Annotated in this window: 14 protein-coding genes; 8 read left to right on the plus strand and 6 right to left on the minus strand. The window is 44.9% G+C overall.

Going from position 1 to position 18,925, the window contains the following annotated elements:
- Both AABK40_RS16855 and AABK40_RS16860 read right to left on the minus strand, forming a co-directional pair.
- A complete protein-coding gene (locus AABK40_RS16855; protein ID WP_338398245.1) occupies positions 1–2,937 on the minus strand; it encodes a MopE-related protein in 2,937 nt (978 codons plus the stop codon).
- Positions 2,938–3,125: 188 nt separating this feature from the next.
- Positions 3,126–3,422: a thiamine-binding protein gene (locus AABK40_RS16860; protein WP_332921903.1), complete on the minus strand. Its 297-nt coding sequence runs from the start codon at positions 3,420–3,422 to the stop codon at positions 3,126–3,128.
- Between the two features lie 447 nt (positions 3,423–3,869).
- On the opposite strand from AABK40_RS16860, the gene AABK40_RS16865 reads away from it, so the two are divergent.
- From AABK40_RS16865 to AABK40_RS16885, 5 genes are all read left to right on the plus strand, one after another.
- The gene (locus AABK40_RS16865; protein WP_338398246.1) at positions 3,870–5,060 is read left to right on the plus strand and encodes an MFS transporter; all 1,191 of its coding nucleotides are present in this window, start codon (positions 3,870–3,872) and stop codon (positions 5,058–5,060) included.
- An 89-nt stretch (positions 5,061–5,149) separates the two neighbouring features.
- A complete protein-coding gene (locus tag AABK40_RS16870) occupies positions 5,150–5,782 on the plus strand; it encodes a peroxiredoxin-like family protein (RefSeq protein WP_338398247.1) in 633 nt (210 codons plus the stop codon).
- Positions 5,783–6,078: 296 nt separating this feature from the next.
- Positions 6,079–6,534, plus strand: a complete 456-nt coding sequence (locus AABK40_RS16875) for a hypothetical protein (RefSeq protein WP_332921907.1) — start codon at positions 6,079–6,081, stop codon at positions 6,532–6,534.
- Positions 6,535–6,633: 99 nt separating this feature from the next.
- A complete protein-coding gene (locus AABK40_RS16880) occupies positions 6,634–6,999 on the plus strand; it encodes a hypothetical protein (protein ID WP_332921908.1) in 366 nt (121 codons plus the stop codon).
- Positions 7,000–7,061: 62 nt separating this feature from the next.
- Positions 7,062–8,345 carry a hypothetical protein gene (locus AABK40_RS16885; protein WP_332921909.1) on the plus strand — a complete coding sequence of 428 codons (1,284 nt, stop codon included), beginning with the start codon at positions 7,062–7,064 and terminating at the stop codon, positions 8,343–8,345.
- 102 nt (positions 8,346–8,447) lie between these two features.
- On the opposite strand, the gene AABK40_RS16890 is transcribed toward AABK40_RS16885, so the two are convergent.
- The 3 genes from AABK40_RS16890 to AABK40_RS16900 all read right to left on the minus strand — a co-directional run bounded on the left by AABK40_RS16890 (position 8,448) and on the right by AABK40_RS16900 (position 14,175).
- The gene (locus AABK40_RS16890; RefSeq protein ID WP_338398248.1) at positions 8,448–11,387 is read right to left on the minus strand and encodes a DNA polymerase III subunit alpha; all 2,940 of its coding nucleotides are present in this window, start codon (positions 11,385–11,387) and stop codon (positions 8,448–8,450) included.
- A gap of 74 nt (positions 11,388–11,461) precedes the next feature.
- Entirely contained in the window at positions 11,462–12,613 is a 1,152-nt protein-coding gene (gene dinB, locus AABK40_RS16895) for a DNA polymerase IV (RefSeq protein ID WP_332921911.1), read from the minus strand.
- 335 nt (positions 12,614–12,948) lie between these two features.
- Complete coding sequence (locus AABK40_RS16900) at positions 12,949–14,175, minus strand: pyridoxal phosphate-dependent decarboxylase family protein (protein WP_338398249.1); 1,227 nt, start codon at positions 14,173–14,175, stop codon at positions 12,949–12,951.
- Positions 14,176–14,802: 627 nt separating this feature from the next.
- On the opposite strand from AABK40_RS16900, the gene AABK40_RS16905 reads away from it, so the two are divergent.
- Genes AABK40_RS16905 through AABK40_RS16915 form a run of 3 tightly spaced genes read left to right on the plus strand, consistent with a single transcriptional unit; the run spans position 14,803 to position 17,109 of the window.
- Positions 14,803–15,549, plus strand: coding sequence for a prolipoprotein diacylglyceryl transferase (locus AABK40_RS16905; protein ID WP_332921913.1), 747 nt, complete (start codon positions 14,803–14,805; stop codon positions 15,547–15,549).
- Positions 15,539–16,933, plus strand: coding sequence for a radical SAM protein (locus tag AABK40_RS16910; protein ID WP_338398250.1), 1,395 nt, complete (start codon positions 15,539–15,541; stop codon positions 16,931–16,933). The genes AABK40_RS16905 and AABK40_RS16910 overlap by 11 nt, the downstream gene beginning before the upstream one ends.
- Complete coding sequence (locus AABK40_RS16915) at positions 16,930–17,109, plus strand: hypothetical protein (protein ID WP_332921915.1); 180 nt, start codon at positions 16,930–16,932, stop codon at positions 17,107–17,109. Before AABK40_RS16910 ends, AABK40_RS16915 begins: the two co-directional genes overlap by 4 nt.
- Positions 17,110–17,750: 641 nt before the next feature.
- Here the strand turns inward: AABK40_RS16915 and AABK40_RS16920 are convergent.
- The gene (locus tag AABK40_RS16920; protein ID WP_338398251.1) at positions 17,751–18,668 is read right to left on the minus strand and encodes a DMT family transporter; all 918 of its coding nucleotides are present in this window, start codon (positions 18,666–18,668) and stop codon (positions 17,751–17,753) included.
- Positions 18,669–18,925 lie beyond the last annotated feature (257 nt).

Below are 18,925 nucleotides of genomic sequence, written 5' to 3' on the forward strand. Positions count from 1 at the left end.
TTACTCCACTTTTCTGACCGTTTTCTGATATTGTTGGCTCAGGTGCGTCCATTTAACAATAATGGTTTGTTGCTGTAAAGCACTCAACTCATAGCGCATGCCTGCGGTGGCTTTCGTCTGAAGGATAAGCTGACCAAGCGTATTGGCGATCAGCAACTGCCCCTCTTTGAGTACCTTTAAGTTCCACTGCTGCCCATCTGCCTCAAATGTGAATGGCGGAAGCTGGCTGTTTGTTCCGCCCGATAGTGGTGTGTTTGGTGCTCCGGCACCCGGCCCGATGAACAAATTAATCGTGCGCTCCAGGCCAATAACTTGCTGTTGGCCATTGAATGAAAATGGGGTGAATTCTATGACATAATTCGACTTGTCTTCAAAGATAATATCGGAGAGCCTGATCAGTTCGTTCGCTGCTACGACCGTCAGAACTTCACCATCCACCTCAATGCTGACGCTGTCGGTTTGCGCACTTTCAAATTTCAGAAAATCATTGATAAAGGAATCAAGGGTGAGGGTGTCGGTGGTGTTAAGGATTTTTACTTCCGTAACCCGATCATCTTCAATTAATTTTATTGCAGTAATTGTTGGGTTGATGTTAACCACACCCTCATCAATTCGCCCATCACAGTTATTGTCAATGTTGTCGGCAATTTCCGTCGCATTCGGGTTAATCTGCGGATTTTGGTCGTCACAGTCCTGATTGTTGTCGACAAAACCCGTGGGCTGCTGGCAATCTGCCACGGCTTCATTTGGATCTCCAAAGCCATCATTATCGGCATCGGCATACCATACAGGAATAATTTGATCGGGGTTTGGTACAGTTGGGCAGTTATCGAGCTCATCGCTGATGCCGTCGTTGTCGCCGTCAATGGTCATGCCTTCATCAATCTGCCCATCACAATTATTGTCAATGTTGTCTGCAATTTCCGTCGCATTCGGGTTAATCTGCGGATTTTGGTCGTCACAGTCTTGATTGTTGGCAACAAAACCCGTGGGCTGCTGGCAATCTGCCACGGCTTCATTTGGATCTCCAAAGCCATCATTATCGGCATCAGCATACCAGACAGGAATGATTTGATCGGGGTTCGGCACAGTTGGGCAGTTATCGAGCTCATCGCTGATGCCGTCGTTGTCCATATCATTGCTGAAACCTTCATCAATCTGCCCATCACAATTATTGTCTTTCCCGTCAGGAAGTTCCTCGGCAAAAGGGAAGGTATTGGGGTCGCTATCATCACAGTCATCACTATTTTCTACAAAACCCAACGGTTTGAGGCAATCCTGTATTGTGTTGTTGGGGTCACCGAAACCATCTTTATCCTGATCCGCAAAAAAGGTGATAAATTGCTGATCGGGATTGGGGGTTTCCGGACAATTGTCCAGGGCATCAATAATGCCATCGTTATCCGTATCGGGAAAACCTTCATCAATCTGTCCATCGCAATTATTGTCGATATTATCCGCCTTTTCAGGTGCCTGCGGAAAGATGGTCTCATCGTTGTCATTACAGTCTCCAGCCAATTCCACATAGCCCTCCAAAGGAGTGCAAGAGGTAATAAAGTCGTCAGTATTTCCGAAGCCGTCCTCATCATTGTCCAAATAGTAGGTGGTCAGTATTTGGTCGGGGTTGGGCTGATCGGGACAATTGTCAAGTTCGTCAATAATGCCATCGTTATCCGTGTCGGGAAAACCTTCGTCCACCTGTCCATCACAATTATTGTCGATATTGTCGGCAATTTCCAACTGTTCAGGATTGATATTCACCTGCTGATCATCGCAATCTCCAGCCCGCGCCACATAGCCAACTGGGGCGATGCAATCCTGCAGGTTGGTGGCAGGGTCGTCCACTCCATAGCCATCATTGTCCTTGTCTACATACCATATCGGGATTTGCTGGTCTGGGTTGGGAGCGTCTGGGCAGGTGTCGATATCATCGGTAATGCCGTCGCCATCCTGATCGTCATCCTCCACATTTTCATCAATTTTAACGATGAGAGGGTTTGAGCTCTTCAGGGGCTGTCCGTCCTGATCCACAAGTGTCGCCATGATGAAAAAGAAGCCTTCGTTATCGTTCTCAGGAAATAGATCGACCTCAATGGCGACGTTTCCATTGCTAAGGGTGCCGAAAAATTGGTTCACGGCAATGATCGTATTGGCTTCGTAAGCAGCGAAAGGAAGATTGGTATTGGCAGGCTGATATTGGCCTCCCTGTAAAATGGTCAGTTCATATTTTGCATTGGGAGTGCCGGCGATACTGATGGTTTGTGCACTGCTGAAACGGGTTACCGGACTGCTCGGGTCGTTGTTAAGTCCAATGGTAACAGCCTGCTGGGGGCTTATCGGTAACTTTGCCCATGCACCTGCAAGGGTGTTTTTGCGCGCTGCCAACTTAGCCATCTGGCTGCTGCCGTCGCTATACATAACCGTAACGGTAGCCCCGATAAGTTCCATGCCTGAAACACTTCCGGTATCGTTCGGGCCGGGGGCAGGCAAACCTTTAATGCTTCGTGGATCGACATCCACAGAAAAGAAACTGCTTTCCTGGGGTTCAAAATTATTGTAATTGACCGTCATGACAAGGTAGCCGTCTTCATCGCTGCCATTTGCAAAGGAGGCATCCTGAACTCCCGCTTGGTTTGCAGGGTCGTCGTTGGTGAAATCTTTGGCAACAAGGTCTCCTGCTTTTCCTGCAGGGTCGAAAACCATCCCTTGAACCAATGCGGTGGAGAGGTCGATGCGCACACTGCTGATGTTTTGGTTATCAGCCGACAAATTGGTGATGGCAAATGAGTTGGAGCTGTAAGTGGAACCGAGAAGCTTGTTTTTGATATTGTCTTCCCTGTGAATTTCAATCAGGCAGGATTGTGCTGATAAACAATGGGTAATGAGGGTGATCAGCAATAGAGAAAAGGCAATTCGGACAGTAGTTATTTTTATCATTTGAGCTCCCAGTTAGGTTCTGTTGGGATAACTAAGTTGCCTTCTTAGTGTTAAGATATCTCTATTTTTTGTTTGTTTATTCGATGCTTATGAATATGAAGTATTGAGATTTTAATTTTTAAATATCATATACTGATATTATGAAGCAGGCTTCCTGTCATTTCAGCAAGCCCGCTGAAGCAAATATCCTATTTACGGTATTTGCCAATTTTATCCTCAATCGATACATCAGCCGATCTGCGGGTCTGAATTTTGATGTTAGTGATGATTTGCTCGGCTCCTGCCGCATAACAAGCTTGTTGCACTTGCTTTACCAATGCCATTACTTCATCATAAGGCCCTTCGATAACGGTCTCAAAAGGACAAACCTCATAGGTCAAGCCTGAATTTTGAATGGCTTCAATGCCGGCATCTACCAAGGTATAAGGGTGGATGTCTTTTGCTGAAGGCAGTACCTGAACAGCAACGTTTACGATATTTTCCATGTGATTCTATTGTTTGAGGTAAATATCGAAGGTTTATTGTTGTGATGGTAGCTAAGGGCACTCTTTTTTAAAGTTTTGAAGTGGCCTGTTGAAAATACGCCATCATTCCAATTAAAAACATGATTTCTACCGCCGTAGGGAAGTTGCATGCAACGTCCGTACCGATAGGCACAAAAATATTCGACAGCTTAGCGACGCAACCCGTAAATAATCCCTGCTATTTATATGCGAAACCCTTCTGAAAAAATAATGAAAAGTGATCTCAGATTGACGAAATAAAAAAATCAGGTCGGATTTACGGGGGCGTACCACTCATACAGGTTTACAGACGACATTGAGATTTTCGCAGTCGATGGGTCGATATGTTGAAAATTCCTTGATGAAACCTGCTGATATCGTGAATAAATACGGCAAAATGAGTAATTTTGTCGCTGATCTTCAAATACTATGAATAAATTTCAGATTGACGCTATTCGCAAAGTACCGATGTACCGGTATTTATTGCTACTCTCGATTGCCTCGGCCATTGCCTTTCAGGGATGGAGAACGCTTTTTAATAATTTTGCTGTAGATGAAATAGGGCTGAACGGTTTTAATGTTGGCTTTATTCAGTCTGTTCGCGAAATTCCAGGCTTTCTGAGCCTTTTGGTGGTGTACCTGCTGTTGATTTTTAAGGAACACCGCCTTTCTGCTTACTCGATTCTTACCCTTGGACTTGGCGTGTTGCTGACGGGTTTTTTCCCTTCCTATTTTGGGCTGGCGGCAACCACACTGATCATGTCAGTAGGCTTTCATTATTTTGAAACCACCAACCAGTCCCTGACCTTGCAGTATTTCGACCGCCTTCAGGCGCCTGTGGTATTTGCGCGTATTCGGTCAATTTCTGCCATTTCCAATATTGCTGTCGGGCTGGGGATTTTTATTACCGCCAGCTTTCTGACCTTCAAGAATCAGTATTTAATTATTGGTTTGGCCGCAGTGGGCATTGCCATTTGGGCGCTGTTGAAAAATCCCGTTGACAACTCCCTTCCTGCGCAGCATAAAAAAATGATTCTTAGGAAAAAGTACTGGCTTTTTTATGTGTTGAATTTACTCAGTGGTGCCCGCCGACAAATTTTTGTGGTTTTTGCGGTTTTTCTGCTGGTAAAAAAGTACGATTTCAGTATTCAGGAAATCACTGTGCTGTTTGTGCTCAATAACATTATCGCCTATTTCTTCAATCCTTTAATTGCCAAAGGAATCAACAAGTTTGGGGAGCGAAAAATCCTTTCAATGGAATACGCTTCGCTGTTCATCATCTTTCTGGCTTATGCTTTTCTGGAAAACAGATGGATTGTGGCTGGGCTTTATATTTTTGATCATATCTTCTTTAATTTTTCCATTGCCATTAAAACGTTCTTTCAAAAGACGGCCGACCCGCAGGACATTGCCCCATCAATGGGTATGGCCTTTACGATTAACCACCTGACGGCAGTGGTGATTCCCGTGGTGGGTGGCGCGCTATGGTTGATTGACTGGCAAATTCCATTCATCGCCGCGGCGGTATTAAGCTTGGTCTCGCTTTATTTTGCACAGAAAATCCGCATTCCCGAGCAAGAAGCCGAGGTCATTCCCAAAGCACCCGTCGGGCAGCAATAGTTCAGGGCTTTGGTCTTTATCATGACATTTTTCTTCTCTGATATTCTTTAGGTTTGGTCATTATAAAAATCCAAACAGACAGAACTACCATGAAAAATTTCATTTTATTATTACTGATCACCCTATTTTCTTCGACTGTATATGCCCAGTCAAAGCAGGATTTTACCAAATACGGTGTGAAATCAGGAACCTTGGGTGAGGGCTTACAGGTTGGCGATGCCGCACCAGACATTTCGGGGGTGGATCAGCATGGCAAGCAGGTTTCTTTGAATTCAATGCTGAAACAAGGCCCTGTAGCGGTGGTTTTCTATCGTGGTTACTGGTGTCCGGTTTGTAATCGGGAACTGAAGTCGTTGCAGAATAATATCGCCATGATCACCGAAGCAGGTGGTCAGGTATTGGTCGTTTCGCCAGAGAAGCGTTCTGAAGTGCAGAAAATCGCAAACAAAGTAGAGGCTTCTTTTCCGATTGTTGGAGAGGCGCAACAGGTTGTGAACGATTATAAGGTCGGTTTTGAAGTCACCGACGGCTATCAGGAGAAAGTAGATAAGATGTTAAGTATTGACATTGCAGAAAAGAATGCGGCCGATAAAGCCCTGCTGCCAGTGCCAGCAACCTTCGTTGTTGGGCAGGACGGTAAAGTGGTTTATCGCCAGTTCGATCCAAATTACAGAAATCGCGCTTCTGCCGAGGACATCACCAAAGCGATCAAAAGCATTTAAGCGATTGAGTCACCAATATTACTGCCCCAGACCTCTTGGTTTGGGGCTTTTTTATATCCCAAAACGATTACTGAATGCTCCATAACAGTCTATATTTTAGTTTTTTATCATTAATTTTCGCCCGTTCTTTTGTTAATAATCAGCCTTGCAAGCTGCTCAAGGCAGTTTTTGGCCTTCATGTTATTTTCTCCCTCACCACTGCGGATGTGGATTGCGAAAAATATCAGATGTGGTTTAGTTAGAGCTTCAACACTACTATCATTGAAAACAATGTGGTAACAAAAATTAATAACAACATGAACAAGTTTTTCGCAATTTTAATGGTTTTAGTAGCAGGTTTAATGTCGTGTAGCGATAATGACGAGGTAACTCCTTGGGACCGTGATGCTACACAACGTGCATTTGAATCAGCATTTGTAAGTCAGTCATCATCAGTATTTGAAGTTACTGAATCAGGTGAACTTGGCGAGCTGTTAGGGGAAGTGATTCCTTCTTCTATAAATATTGAGAGCCAGATTGAAGAAGGACAATACGCTGGTATACTTGTGATTGGAGGGAAAACCCCTAAAGACGACGAAGTTGAAATGCCGATCACTTTGGGTGGAGAGTTTCTTGACCTTGGCGACATGAAAGCATTCCAAATTGAAGGTGAACTGGAAGTTTCCCCTGCTGGTGGAGATGAGGACGATGAGCCTGTAAACCTTCCTGCTGACGGAAAGTATTATATCGTTCCAACAGTGTCTCCTTATTAATTAGACAATTAGTAATTGTATTGATAGATGTTTAGAGCCACCTCAGGGTGGCTTTTTTTCATTTGACATTTATAATTATTTATACCAAATTTGTAGTCCATGCTATCATACCTAAGACATATCGCACAACAGGGCCTCACCATCGTTATGGTGATGGTTTTGCTGAACAACAGTGTGAATGTTGATGATACTTTGCTCGGGCGTGGAAGTGCCAGTATGGACAATGAGATTGAGTCCTTTTTGGAATTGCTTCTCACCTCCATTAATGCAGACTGGACGTTCGATGATGCCCCAGAAGGGCAGGATGAAAAGCAGCACGTTAGTGTGGTAAAGGCCCTGTACATGCAAAAGGTCGCCGTGCCTGATTTTAATGGACGCATGCTCTCTACCGAGGACATTATCTTTTATTTGTCCATTTATCAGGGATTATCCACCTCTCCGCTGACCCCGCCACCGCTCGCTTGATATAACCATCGGTTTTTTTGTGCACAAGCACACCTTTAGTTTATATCAAGTAGCAGTAAAATATGAAAAATTTTATCTTAGGAGCATTGATGCTTCTTTGTGCGCCTGTTTTTGCGCAATCCGTTTCGGACACCCTTGCCGTTGAAGGGAATAACAGTGTGATTTCTGAGCTGAAATACATCAAGCAGTCGGGCTTTGCCAATGCTTCCTCTAAAATTTTTACCGCCGATCGCCGCTTTACCATCAGTGGTTTTGGGGAGATGAACGCGGTGGGGTATCAGTTTGATATTCCCAACAAAGGAGATAAAGAGATTGAGCAGTATTATACAAATCTATATCGTTTGGGGACATACTTTGGGTATCGTTTTTCCGATAAAATCATCTTTATGAGTGAGTTGCAGATAGAATATTTGCAGGATGGTTTTTTTCAGGGAAAAGACCACTTCGAGTATAATCTGGAGGCTTCCCTGGATTTCCTTTTTCACCATAGTTTTAATTTAAGGGTAGGTAATTACCCGCTGAGTCTGGGTTGGGTAAATGTGAATGAAGAGCCTATCGGTTTCTATTCTGTGAATCGACCTGAAGTGGAGCGTACCATTATCCCTTCGCAGTGGCTCGAGCAGGGATTCCTGATTTACGGTAGCCCAATCGCCGATTCTGAATACCAGTTTGGGGTTACCAAAGGGATGGACGGCAGTCAGTTTACCTCTGGAACATGGATTCGTGATGGCCGCTATACTTCCTGGACAGAGTGGCCCGAAGGGATGGCTTTTAATGGGAAGCTGTCTTATGGGCATGAGGACCGCAGTTTAATTTCCCTGGCGGGTTATTATGGCGATGTGTCTCGTGGCTATACCTTTGAAAATGGGGATAAACTCGATGCGCAACTCGGTTTGGTTACCTTGGTAGGGGCACATAACATTGGGAATTTCACCCTTTTTGGTTTGTATACTCACGGCTGGCTGACGGGTACCGATCAGATTTTTGATATCGGTAATGAGCTGTTGGGAAGCCGTACTGAAGGCTATTATATTGAGGGGCGTTACAATATTATGCCGCATATTTTGCCAAACAGCGACTGGAAATTGCCATTATTTGTGCGTTATGAGCGAATGAACACCCATAAATCTATTGATGGTCAACTGATCGACAAACTTGAAGCGATGGAGGATTTATCTTCCGTGCGTGGGGATTTAAAAGACCTGGAGATTGTTACGGTAGGTTTGAATTTCAGACCTAAAAGAAACTGGACCTTCAAAATGAATTATCAGTTCAGAACCAACAAATACGAAAATACAGAAGCCGAACCAAACCAGCTGGAGTTTGGCGTAGGATTTATCTTCTAAAAAGTACAGGAAGCCCCACATAAGCACGGTAATGGTAGTGTTTTATCGTGCATGGGCTTCCTTTTTTTATGCTCAGAATGTTGCTACTGCCGCACAGGCTGATCAATACCTTGGGTCCGCCTTTTGCGGTAGCTTCACCATCTTTTCCACCTCCACGGTTGGGAATCCAAACTCAACCACGACTTTTCCCTTGATCAAATAACAACCCCGCCCCTGAAAAGGACTATGCTGAAGACTTGGGGGAAAGTGGCAACTATCAAAAAAATACCCCCAGGCATCAATAAAAGAGCCAAAATTCATGATCTCTCCCTTTACCGTGCGCACAGGTTTTCGCGTGATGTAATAGCCAAGCATCCTGACCGTCTGCCCCTGATATTTAACCAGGTCAATAGCAGGGAAGTCTCCGCGAAAGGAAGTGCGCAAAATATCAAAAGGGCTTGAGAGGGGGAAGCCCAGCAGATCAAGCTGTTCAAAAAAGCCCTCATTGCCTTCCTGCTCAAGTGTGGGCAACTCATATTTTTGCTCTTGTGCCATTTCCGAGGCAAACAAAAGTCCTGTTGCCACTTTGGGTTTGTTGGGGCGCAGACAAAGCCCTTTTTTCCACTGTAATTGCTGAGGGCTGTGGCCCGTAAAGCGAAAGGCGTCAATCCTGATGAGCAACTCCAGTTGTTCACGGCCAATGGCAACTCGGCTGGTAAAATCCGCGAGGCTCCTGAAAGGCCCTTTTTGCTCCCGCTCCGTTATTATTTCCTGAATGAGTTTTTGATTGATGCTCTTGATATGCACAAAGCCGATGTAAATATCCTTTTGCCGAATACTGGTCAGCCATGAACTCCGATTAATACAGGGCGCGTGAATATTCGCCCCTGCAAGTCGGGCTTCGTGCAGGTAAAGTTCCGCAAAATAAAATCCTCCAAAATTATTGATCACCGCCACCATAAACTCCAGCGGATAGTAAGTTTTCAGAAAAAGGCTTTGGTAACTTTCTACTGCAAAACTCGCCGAATGCGCTTTGCAGAAAGAGTAGCCCGAAAAGCTTTCCATCTGTCGCCAGACTTCTTCAGAAAGCGCCCGAGCATGCCCTCGTGCCTGGCAATTGGCAAAAAACTGATCTTGAAGTTCCTGAAAGGCCGTTTTGCTTCTTGTCTTTCCGCTCATTGCACGACGTAAAATATCGGCTTCATCAAGGGAAATCCCCGCAAAATGATGGGCAATCTTGATCACATCTTCCTGATAGACCATCACGCCATAGGTTTCTCCAAGGTGCTCCTCAAACACAGGGTGTAAATATTGCACTTTCTCAGGATGGTGTGCCCGTTCAATATAGGTTTTCATCATGCCACTTTTTGCAACCCCTGGCCGAATGATTGACGAGGCAGCAACAAGCGACACATAATTATCGCAAGATAATTTTTGCAGCAATTGGCGCATCGCAGGCGATTCAATATAAAAGCAACCAATCGTTTTGCCAATTTTCAGGTTATGCTTAATCCGTTCATCCTTTTTAAAGGATTGAATGTCATGAACATCAATACTCACCCCCAGATTTTCCTGCACCAGCTTTACACATTCTTTGATATGCCCAAGCCCCCTTTGGCTGAGGACATCAAACTTATAATATCCGATATCTTCCGCCACATGCATGTCGAAATGAACAATAGGAAAACCCTTTGGCATCTGGAGCAATGGCGTACAGCAAGTAATGGGTGCTTCTGAAATCAGTACCCCACCAGCATGTATGGAAAGGTGGTTGGGGATTCCCTGAAGCCGGTGGGCATACCGGTAAATTTTCCGAGCCATTTCATGATGCTTTTTAGGCTTGTTGGGTTCATCAATCATACAGTCGATATCCCCTTTTGGCAGGCCAAAAACCTTTCCTAATTCCCTGATTAGCGATTTTGCCTTAAAAGTATTGTAGCAGGCCATCAGTGCGACATGGTCTTTGCCGTACCTTTTAAAAAGATAGTCAAGTATCTGATCCCTTTCGTCCCAGCTGAAATCAATATCAAAATCTGGCGGTGAACTCCGATAGGGGTTAATAAACCGTTCGAAATATAAATTCAGTTCCACAGGATCAACATCGGTAATTTTCAGGCAGTAAGCAACGATCGAGTTTGCCCCCGATCCTCGCCCTACATGATAAAAACCACAATTCCCTGCATAGCGAAGCATGTCCCAGGTAATAAGGAAATAAGCGCCCATTTTCAGCTGTTCGATTACCCGCAGTTCTTTCTCTACACGGGCACGGGCATAGCGGTCGTTTTTTGAATACCGATAAGCAAAACCATCATAGGTCAGTTTCCGCAACAGGGCCATGTCGTCTTTGTCGGAGCAAGTATAAAACCGTTTGTTGCGAGGTTTTTCTAAATCAAAATGAAGGGTACACATCGACAATAATTCCTGACTTTGCTGTACCACATCAGGCATGCTTGCATAGTATTCAATATAGTCTTTTTTCGGTATTGGAAATGCTGAAGTTGTGGCAATTCGGCTTTTGTCAAGTTTGCTTAGCAGCACATTCTGATCAATGGCGCAAAGCAGGCGGTGAAGCTGACGGTCTTTCGGTGCCGAGAAAGTAATGGGCAGCCCCATCAGTAAATGTTCTCGGTAGGGATGCAGATGTTTAAGGCTTGGCCATCGATGGACTTGCTCTGGCGGAAAGCTGATAAATTCATTGGCCGTGAGCGCGCGTTCGGGCAGGTTATTCATCGGGAAAATGACCAGTACCTCCTCATGAAATAATGGGGGGAATGAGTTGCAGTGCTGGTGGGCGGTGAGGTGTTCGTTGATAATCCGGAAACCCGTGGCCGATTTCGCGACGGCAGTATATTGCCACTGTCCGTTACGGCGGAATTCTATACCGACATTCATTTTCAGCCCTTGTTTCAGGGCTTCCCGATATACCTCAAAAACCGCTGAAGTATTGTTGATATCGGTGAGCACAAAAGAGGTGTAGCCCTTGGCCTTAAGTTCCTGTACCAGCATTTCGGGGGAAAGCAGGCCATAGCGAAAGCTGAAAAAAGTATGACAATGAAAAAGCAAAGCGGTGAAATTTTGGGGTGAACGATTTTTATAGGCAATGGGAGATTTGGGATTTTGAGCAATATGGAAGGGAATTACATGCGCGCCTTACTCAGACTCACTGCCCTGCGTACAACTTGCTCCCCGTATTTCTGGCGGAGCAAATCTTTAGCTTCATGCAAGCGCAAGGATTTGGTGTTGTCCTCAAAAAGGTCGATCTGGAAACTTCCCTGCACCAAATGGCTGAAGCGGATGCCGATCAGCCTGACGAGCACTCGGCGGTCGTGCAGCTGATCAAAAATCCCTTTGGCAATGCGTATCAGGACATCCTCATGGGAAGTGTAGGCGATGCGTTGCTGTTTGCTGACGGTATTGAAGTCCGAATAGCGGATTTTTACCGTAATGCATCCGGTCAGTTTTTTCTGTTTCCGAAGTTCATAAGCGAGGTCTTCGGTCATGCTGACCAACTTCGATTTGAGGTATTCCACATCAATGGTGTCGTGCTGAAAAGTTTGCTCTTTCGAGGCTGATTTCTGTTCGCTGTAAGGCGTAACGAGGCTGTGGTCAATGGCATGTGATTTTTGGTGGAGTACTATGCCCGACCGCCCGAACTCACGCTCAAGTAATGGCCGTGGAATTTGTTGCAGGGTACTGATGGTCCGGACGCCCATCGCTGAAAGCGTCTGATAGGTTTTTTGCCCTACCATCGGGATTTTCCGAACCGACAAAGGGGAAATAAAAGCCTTCTCGTGCCCAACAGGTACACGGATTGCACCGTTGGGTTTGCCTTCATTTGTGCCCATTTTAGCAATCAGTTTATTGACCGACAGCCCAAAGGAAATCGGCAGCCCACTTTCCTTGATCACCTTTTGGCGAAGCTCCACCGCCCATTGGTGGCAACCATAAAAGCGATCCATGCCGGTCAGGTCTACATAAAACTCATCAATCGAAGCCTTTTCAAACAAAGGAACATGATCAGCAATAATTTCTGTAACCAAGCGGGAATGCTGACTGTACTGTTCCATATCTCCTGAAAGAATTGTCGCGTGAGGGCAAAGCATTTTCGCCATGCGGATGGGCATTGCTGATTTTACACCGAACTGCCGGGCTTCGTAGCTGCATGAGGCCACGACCCCCCGGTTGGATTTTCCTCCAATAATGAGCGGAATATTATTCAGTTCACTATTTCTCAGCCGTTCTACGGAAACAAAGAAACTGTCCAAATCCATGTGTAATATTGAGTTCATATATTTTTTTGTTGCAATAAAAGCGAATTTAGGCGACTAATTCACCTTTATTGGGGTGGTATATGATGCAAATATAGGCTTGTTGCGTGGATTAATGCTAATTTTCGGGCGGATATGTTTCAAAAACACGTCGTAAATACCGCCATGTCTATGGGTGAATTTCTGCTGACTGAAAGGTTGAAGGGCGTGTTTCCAAGTCGGAAATGATAGCAGAAGGGGATATTTTCATTCCATGAAATGGGATAAAAAAAGCCACAAAGCATCTATTATTGCTTTGTGGCTTATGTTCAGTGAAAGCACTGAAGGGTTATTTCTGCTTACTGATGCGGCGAATGTTAAACACGCTTTAAGTCTTCAACCAATGGCATCAGTTTTTCAATTGTTACGTGTTCCATCACGACAACTTTGTACCATTTTGGGGCGTGGTGTGAATCGGGTACCAGGCTGTAGCGGTGGGCAATGGCTGGCGTGAGGTGTTTCGACTTGATGGTTACGATGTTCGATTTCGGGTGGCGGAAATAGTCAATATCAAGCGCATTCAATTCCTTACAAAGCCATTCAGTACGTTTCTGAAGAATAAAAATCTTTTCGTACCAGCCATAAGGTCCATATTTGGACAAAATCATCCATACCGAAATCGCATTGGCGCCGGAACGGCTCCCAATCAGTGTGCAATCCTCACCTTCCACATAGCTGGCCTCCTGGGTAGTGGCGTAGTTCATCAGCCCTTTGCGGGCAAGAAAAATTCCCGTGCCATAAGGGGCCTGCGCCATTTTGTGGGCATCGAGCGTAATCGAGGAAACGTCTGGGTGATTAAAGCCCATCTGAAATTCATTTTCAGAAAAAGGGTAATAAAATCCGCCATAGGCGCCGTCAATATGTAATTTAAAGTGGAGGTTGCGGGTTTTGAGTACCTCAAGGTAGGTGTCGATACTGTCCACCGAGCCAAACATCGTGGTCATCATATTGGCCACAATAATGAAGAAACGCTTGCCCTGGCGTTGCTGTTCATCAATGCAGGCTTCCACCGTTTTTTTACTGATGCTTCGGCTGTTTTCATCTACCTCAACTTTGGCCACATCGAGGGCCAGAATGTTCCCCGCCTTATCCATCGAATAATGGTTGTCGGCACTGGTGATAATCACGATTTCCTCGCGCTTCGCTTGTTGTGTTTGCTGAAAGAAATTGCGGTAAATCCAGATCGCCTGCATATTGGCCTCTGTACCTCCGGAAGCCACATAGCCATCGTGTTCCCCTTTTTTTCCTTTGCAAATATCTACCGCACAGATTTCGATCAATTCTTTTTCGAGCTGATGGGTGCCGGCGAAAAATGACTCCGACTTGCCGATCGTATGACACCCAATATGGTTGGGGTTATGCAGCATGGTCGAAAGAAAGGGAGCATCTTTAAGAAAGGGGGCATCGTGGTTGAAAACCTTCTCGTCAAGGTAGGAGCCCGGAACACCTAAAATATTTTCTTCCAGATAATTGGTGTTTTCCGCCAAGGCCTTGAATACGGTTTCCTTGATCTCGTCATCTGTTCGTTTGCGCCAAAATTCCATTGCAGTAAAAAAAGTTGAGTGATAATTTCACTGCAAAGGTACAAAATCCTCCTCTCATTACCTCAAAAGTATTTTTTTCGGGGATATCCTGCATGAAGTAGCCACTGAAAAAAAGGCATAAAAAAAAAGCTCGGGAACCACTCCGAGCTTCAAACTAATACCAACTATAACCTATGAACCACTATGATTATACTTTTTCAGAATAGGGACGTCAAAAGTAAAAAGAAGGGAGCTGAACCGAGCGGTTGAGCTCCCTTTCTACCCAACATCAACCTATGCTAATAGTTAGGCAAAGCCTGTGCCAAAAGGTTTTTTGAAGCGGGATTTTTAAGATTTTTTTTGAGGGGGAATCTGTTTTTTATGTAAAAGTTCCTGAGCAATAAAATAGGTATAGTTTATTATCTTTAACCGATATAATACTACCTTGTAATAACAACTTTTATAGGTTTCAACATCGTGCGTATTTAAAAATTATCCACCCCAGAGCGAATTCAGAATATTGGAATTGATATGGAATTATTTTTCGACTGTTATGCTTAACAGATCCCTTTATTACCGCTGAAGTACGCTAAATTTTTATCATTAATTTTTAAGGTTTAAATACGCCCTAATATTTTTCTGTTTGTTTTGAGATTACCTTTTGAGTACCATATTTTAGGTTGGCCACTGAATATTCATTTGATCCTCGAGTATCTTGCCTTCTTTATAGGCTTCAGATATTACCGGTATCTTCAGCGGTCGGCCGTTGATAAAATCAGTTCATACCACCGCCTGGTCATTATCCTCGGCGCAATAATCGGCGCCTATTTCGGGTCGAGGTTTTTTGGCTACCTTGAGAATCCCATTGTTGATTTCGCCAACACCGACCTGATGACCCTGCTGAATACCAAGACCATCATGGGTGGATTGTTTGGTGGCGTAATTGGGGTGGAACTGGCAAAATATCAAATCGGGGAGCAACATTCTTCGGGAGATTTATTCACCCTGCCGATTATCCTGGGTATTTTTATAGGGCGAATCGGTTGTTTTCTCAGCGGTACCCATGAGTTTACCTATGGCACAGAAACCGATATTTTATTTGGAATGAACCTCGGCGATGGCCTGATGCGCCACCCGATTATGCTTTATGAACTGTGCTTTCTGATCGTGCTGTTTGTATGGCTGCACTGGCGAAAGGAAAGGCTGGCCCGCCACCAGGACGGTTTGCTGTTTGCACTGTTTATGTTAGCCTACTTCGGCTTCCGGTTCCTGATGGAATTCCTCAAGCCGAATGTGTTTTTTGTTTTAGGCCTGAGTAGCATTCAGTGGTTATGCGTACTCTGTTGGGCCTATTATTTTTTGACGATTAAAAGACGACAATATTATGCCCGTTAGAAATTATACCTATTACGACCATACCATCAGCCTTTGTCCTGAATGCCTGAAGCGCATAGATGCGAAAATCGTTTTCGAAGATGAAAAGGTGTTTATGCTGAAGCGTTGCCCGGAACATGGCCGGACGAAAGTGCTGATTGCTGATGATATTGATTATTATAAGAATATCAGGAATTACAATAAACCTTCCGATATTCCTTATCGGTTTAATGCAAAAACCCATTACGGTTGCCCTTACGATTGTGGCCTCTGCCCTGACCACGAGCAACACTCCTGCCTGACGGTAGTAGAAATCACCGACCGCTGTAACCTAACTTGTCCAACCTGCTATGCTGGCTCCTCGCCTACAGCCGGAAGGCACCGAACTTTTGAGGAGGTGCGGAAAATGCTCGACGTGGTGGTGGAAAATGAAAAGGAGCCCGATGTGGTGCAGATTAGTGGCGGTGAACCCACCTTGCATCCACAGTTATTTGAAATTCTGGATTACGCGAAAAGTTTACCGATCAAGCACCTGATGATCAATACCAATGGTATTCGGATTGCACAGGAGCCGGAATTTGTGGCGCGCCTGAAATCGTATATGCCCGATTTTGAGGTTTACCTGCAGTTTGATTCTTTTGAGGATCAGGCCTTGCAGAAAATGAGGGGCGCATCACTTGCCAAGATCAGGGAACAGGCGATGGCGGCACTGAACAGACACAATTTATCTACCACGCTTGTGGTTACACTTGAAAAGGGACTCAATGATCACGAGCTCGGCAAAGTGATTGACTATGGCCTTCAGCAGCGATGCGTGCGTGGGGTTACTTTTCAGCCTACGCAATCCGCCGGCCGGCTGGAAAATTTCAGTCAGGAGAAAAACAGGATGACCCTCACAGAGGTAAGGCGCAAGCTGCTCGAACAGGCCCGTATTTTTGAACCTGCAGATATTATTCCCGTCCCTTGCAATCCTGATGCACTGGCCATGGGTTATGTCTTTAAATCTGAATGGGGGAATTATCCGCTGACGCGCTATATTGATCCTTCGGACCTGTTGGACAACAGTAAAAATACCATTGTTTTTGAGGGGGACGAGGTGCTGCAAAATCGAATGGTTGAGGTCTTCAGTACAGGTATTTCCGTTGATCGGGTTCGTTCAAAATTCAAGGATTTGTTATGTTGCTTGCCTGCCGTGCAAACTTCAGCATATGGCTACGACAATGTTTTCCGGGTCATTATCATGGATTTTGTTGATGCCCATAATTTCGATGTTCGGGCAATAAAGAAGTCGTGTGTGCATATTGTCAATAAGGACAATCAGATTATTCCTTTTGAAACGATGAACATCCTTTACCGCGACGAGCTTGCTGAACAGTTAAAAAACCTTCAATCCCAATACGAATGAACTACCTTGTTTTAATTATCCTGATTTATATCTTCTGCCATATTCCTGCAATAGTATTGCTGATTCTGGGTTTTAAGGCGCGTCAAGACAAACCATCTCGGGCGATGAAGTACTTCATCTTTGCAGCGATTTATTTCGTGATTGGAACGGGGATATGTGGAAGCTTGTTATCCTGATCTTTAATGGATTTAAATATAATTATTCCAACAAAGACTGTTGCGTAACAAAAAAAGAAGGGTAACGAACCGAGCGGTTCATTACCCTTTCTACCCAACATCAACCTATGTTAGTTATTAATCAAAGGTTGTGCCGAAAATCAATGGCGGTATCCGCGTTTATCAAAAGCGAAGTATTAATACTGAAAATTGATATTGTTGTTGTTTTTGCAAACAGGTCTTCATGAAAATAGCACCGAGAAAGAGAAGGAATACTGATGATAAGCTGTGAGCTCGGAAAGCGCATGAAAAATAATTACAACTCGTGGTATCGTATATAATAGGGCTGTAAGAGCATATTTCCCTGTTTTTGGGCATAAAAAAAAGCTCGGGAACCACTCCGAGCTTCAAACTAATACCAACTATAACCTATGAACCACTATGATTATACTTTTTCAGAATAGGGACGTCAAAAGTAAAAAGAAGGGAGCCGAACCGAGCGGTTGAGCTCCCTTTCTACCCAACATCAACCTATGCTAATAGTTAGGCAAAGCCTGTGCCAAAAAGCGTGATTCGTAGGGTTAAATGTGTGAAATAAAACTATTTTTTTGAACGGATGGTCAGTTCCTGTTAAATGTCAATTTTCAAAATGACCAATTGCCTTATTCGTGGATCTCCACAGTAGGGGTCGGGCTTTGCTGAGTCCGTTTTTTGGTTTTGCCCTTTTGGGTGGAGAAGTGCACCATATAAATACCAATCACGACAATAATCCCCCCGCTGATGTGCCAAAGGGAAAGGGTTTCGCCAAGCCATAGCCAGGCGATTACGGCAGAGAAGATCGGCTGAATCAACAGGGTGGGCGATACCAGTGACGCACGGATATGTCCCTGCGCATAATTGATCATAAACCAGGCTCCGGCCTGAATTAAAATACCCATTGCGGCAAACATTTGCCATGAATGCAAGGAGTAGCCAGTAAAGGGGGCATGAAGCAATAGGGCGTAAACCCCCAGGGCTACCGTGGTGGCCACGGAACTGAAAAACAGAAAAGGGATGGTTTCAAGCTGCTTTCTGCCGCTTTGGGTACACAGCATAAAGCCGGCATAAAACAGACCAGCGAGCAAGCCGAGCAGTAAGCCCTCCAAAAGACCTGCCGGCACGTAAAAGTCGTGGATAATCAAAAAGGATACCCCCGTAAAGGCCGCAAGCAAACCCAGCCAAAAGGTCATCGGATGGCGCTCCTTAAAAAAGAGGGTCGCACCGATTCCCACCCACAGGGAGGCCAGATTGACCACCAAGGTGGGCATGGTGGCATTGGAGGCCATGATTCCCATAGACCAAAGGGCCATATCGGAGGCAAGGAATATGCCGGCAAGTGTGGCAATGGCAATCCCTTTGAGCGGATAGCGTGTTTTGTTTTTGAAGGTAGTCCACAGGAATGGAAAAAGAATCACCAGCGAACCGATCAGCAGTCGGTAAAATACAGCAATGACGCCCGGTGCGGCGGCCGCTTTAATAAAAACAGGTGATGCGGAGATCAAAAGGGCCCCCAATGCGAGGGCTGCATGCGCTTTTTTCATGAATTCAATCGATTTAGAATACAAAGTTAGGGGCTATTTTTTTTGTTCCTATACCGAGGGGGCGAAATAACTTTTTTTGCCCAGTTTATGAGGCGGATAAAAAGGTGTTTTTAGGTCTTAGTTTCCTTTTTTCCTGTGGGAATGGTGGAGGCCGTTTGGAGATCAGGAGCGGGAGGAGACATTGGTCAGCAAAGACCATTATAGCGATGGCATGGGCTTGTTCATTTCCTGAAACTAATCAGTTGATTGGAAACTGA

Origin of the sequence: Persicobacter psychrovividus, assembly GCF_036492425.1 — a bacterium.
Taxonomy (GTDB): domain Bacteria; phylum Bacteroidota; class Bacteroidia; order Cytophagales; family Cyclobacteriaceae; genus Persicobacter; species Persicobacter psychrovividus.

Coding starts and splice junctions, on each gene's coding strand:
- AABK40_RS16855 (WP_338398245.1), bottom strand. CDS start 2,937: ATGATAAAAATAACTACTGTCCGAATTGCCTTTTCTCTATTGCTGATC.
- AABK40_RS16860 (WP_332921903.1), bottom strand. CDS start 3,422: ATGGAAAATATCGTAAACGTTGCTGTTCAGGTACTGCCTTCAGCAAAA.
- AABK40_RS16865 (WP_338398246.1), top strand. CDS start 3,870: ATGAATAAATTTCAGATTGACGCTATTCGCAAAGTACCGATGTACCGG.
- AABK40_RS16870 (WP_338398247.1), top strand. CDS start 5,150: ATGAAAAATTTCATTTTATTATTACTGATCACCCTATTTTCTTCGACT.
- AABK40_RS16875 (WP_332921907.1), top strand. CDS start 6,079: ATGAACAAGTTTTTCGCAATTTTAATGGTTTTAGTAGCAGGTTTAATG.
- AABK40_RS16880 (WP_332921908.1), top strand. CDS start 6,634: ATGCTATCATACCTAAGACATATCGCACAACAGGGCCTCACCATCGTT.
- AABK40_RS16885 (WP_332921909.1), top strand. CDS start 7,062: ATGAAAAATTTTATCTTAGGAGCATTGATGCTTCTTTGTGCGCCTGTT.
- dinB (WP_332921911.1), bottom strand. CDS start 12,613: ATGAACTCAATATTACACATGGATTTGGACAGTTTCTTTGTTTCCGTA.
- AABK40_RS16900 (WP_338398249.1), bottom strand. CDS start 14,175: ATGGAATTTTGGCGCAAACGAACAGATGACGAGATCAAGGAAACCGTA.
- AABK40_RS16910 (WP_338398250.1), top strand. CDS start 15,539: ATGCCCGTTAGAAATTATACCTATTACGACCATACCATCAGCCTTTGT.
- AABK40_RS16915 (WP_332921915.1), top strand. CDS start 16,930: ATGAACTACCTTGTTTTAATTATCCTGATTTATATCTTCTGCCATATT.
- AABK40_RS16920 (WP_338398251.1), bottom strand. CDS start 18,668: ATGAAAAAAGCGCATGCAGCCCTCGCATTGGGGGCCCTTTTGATCTCC.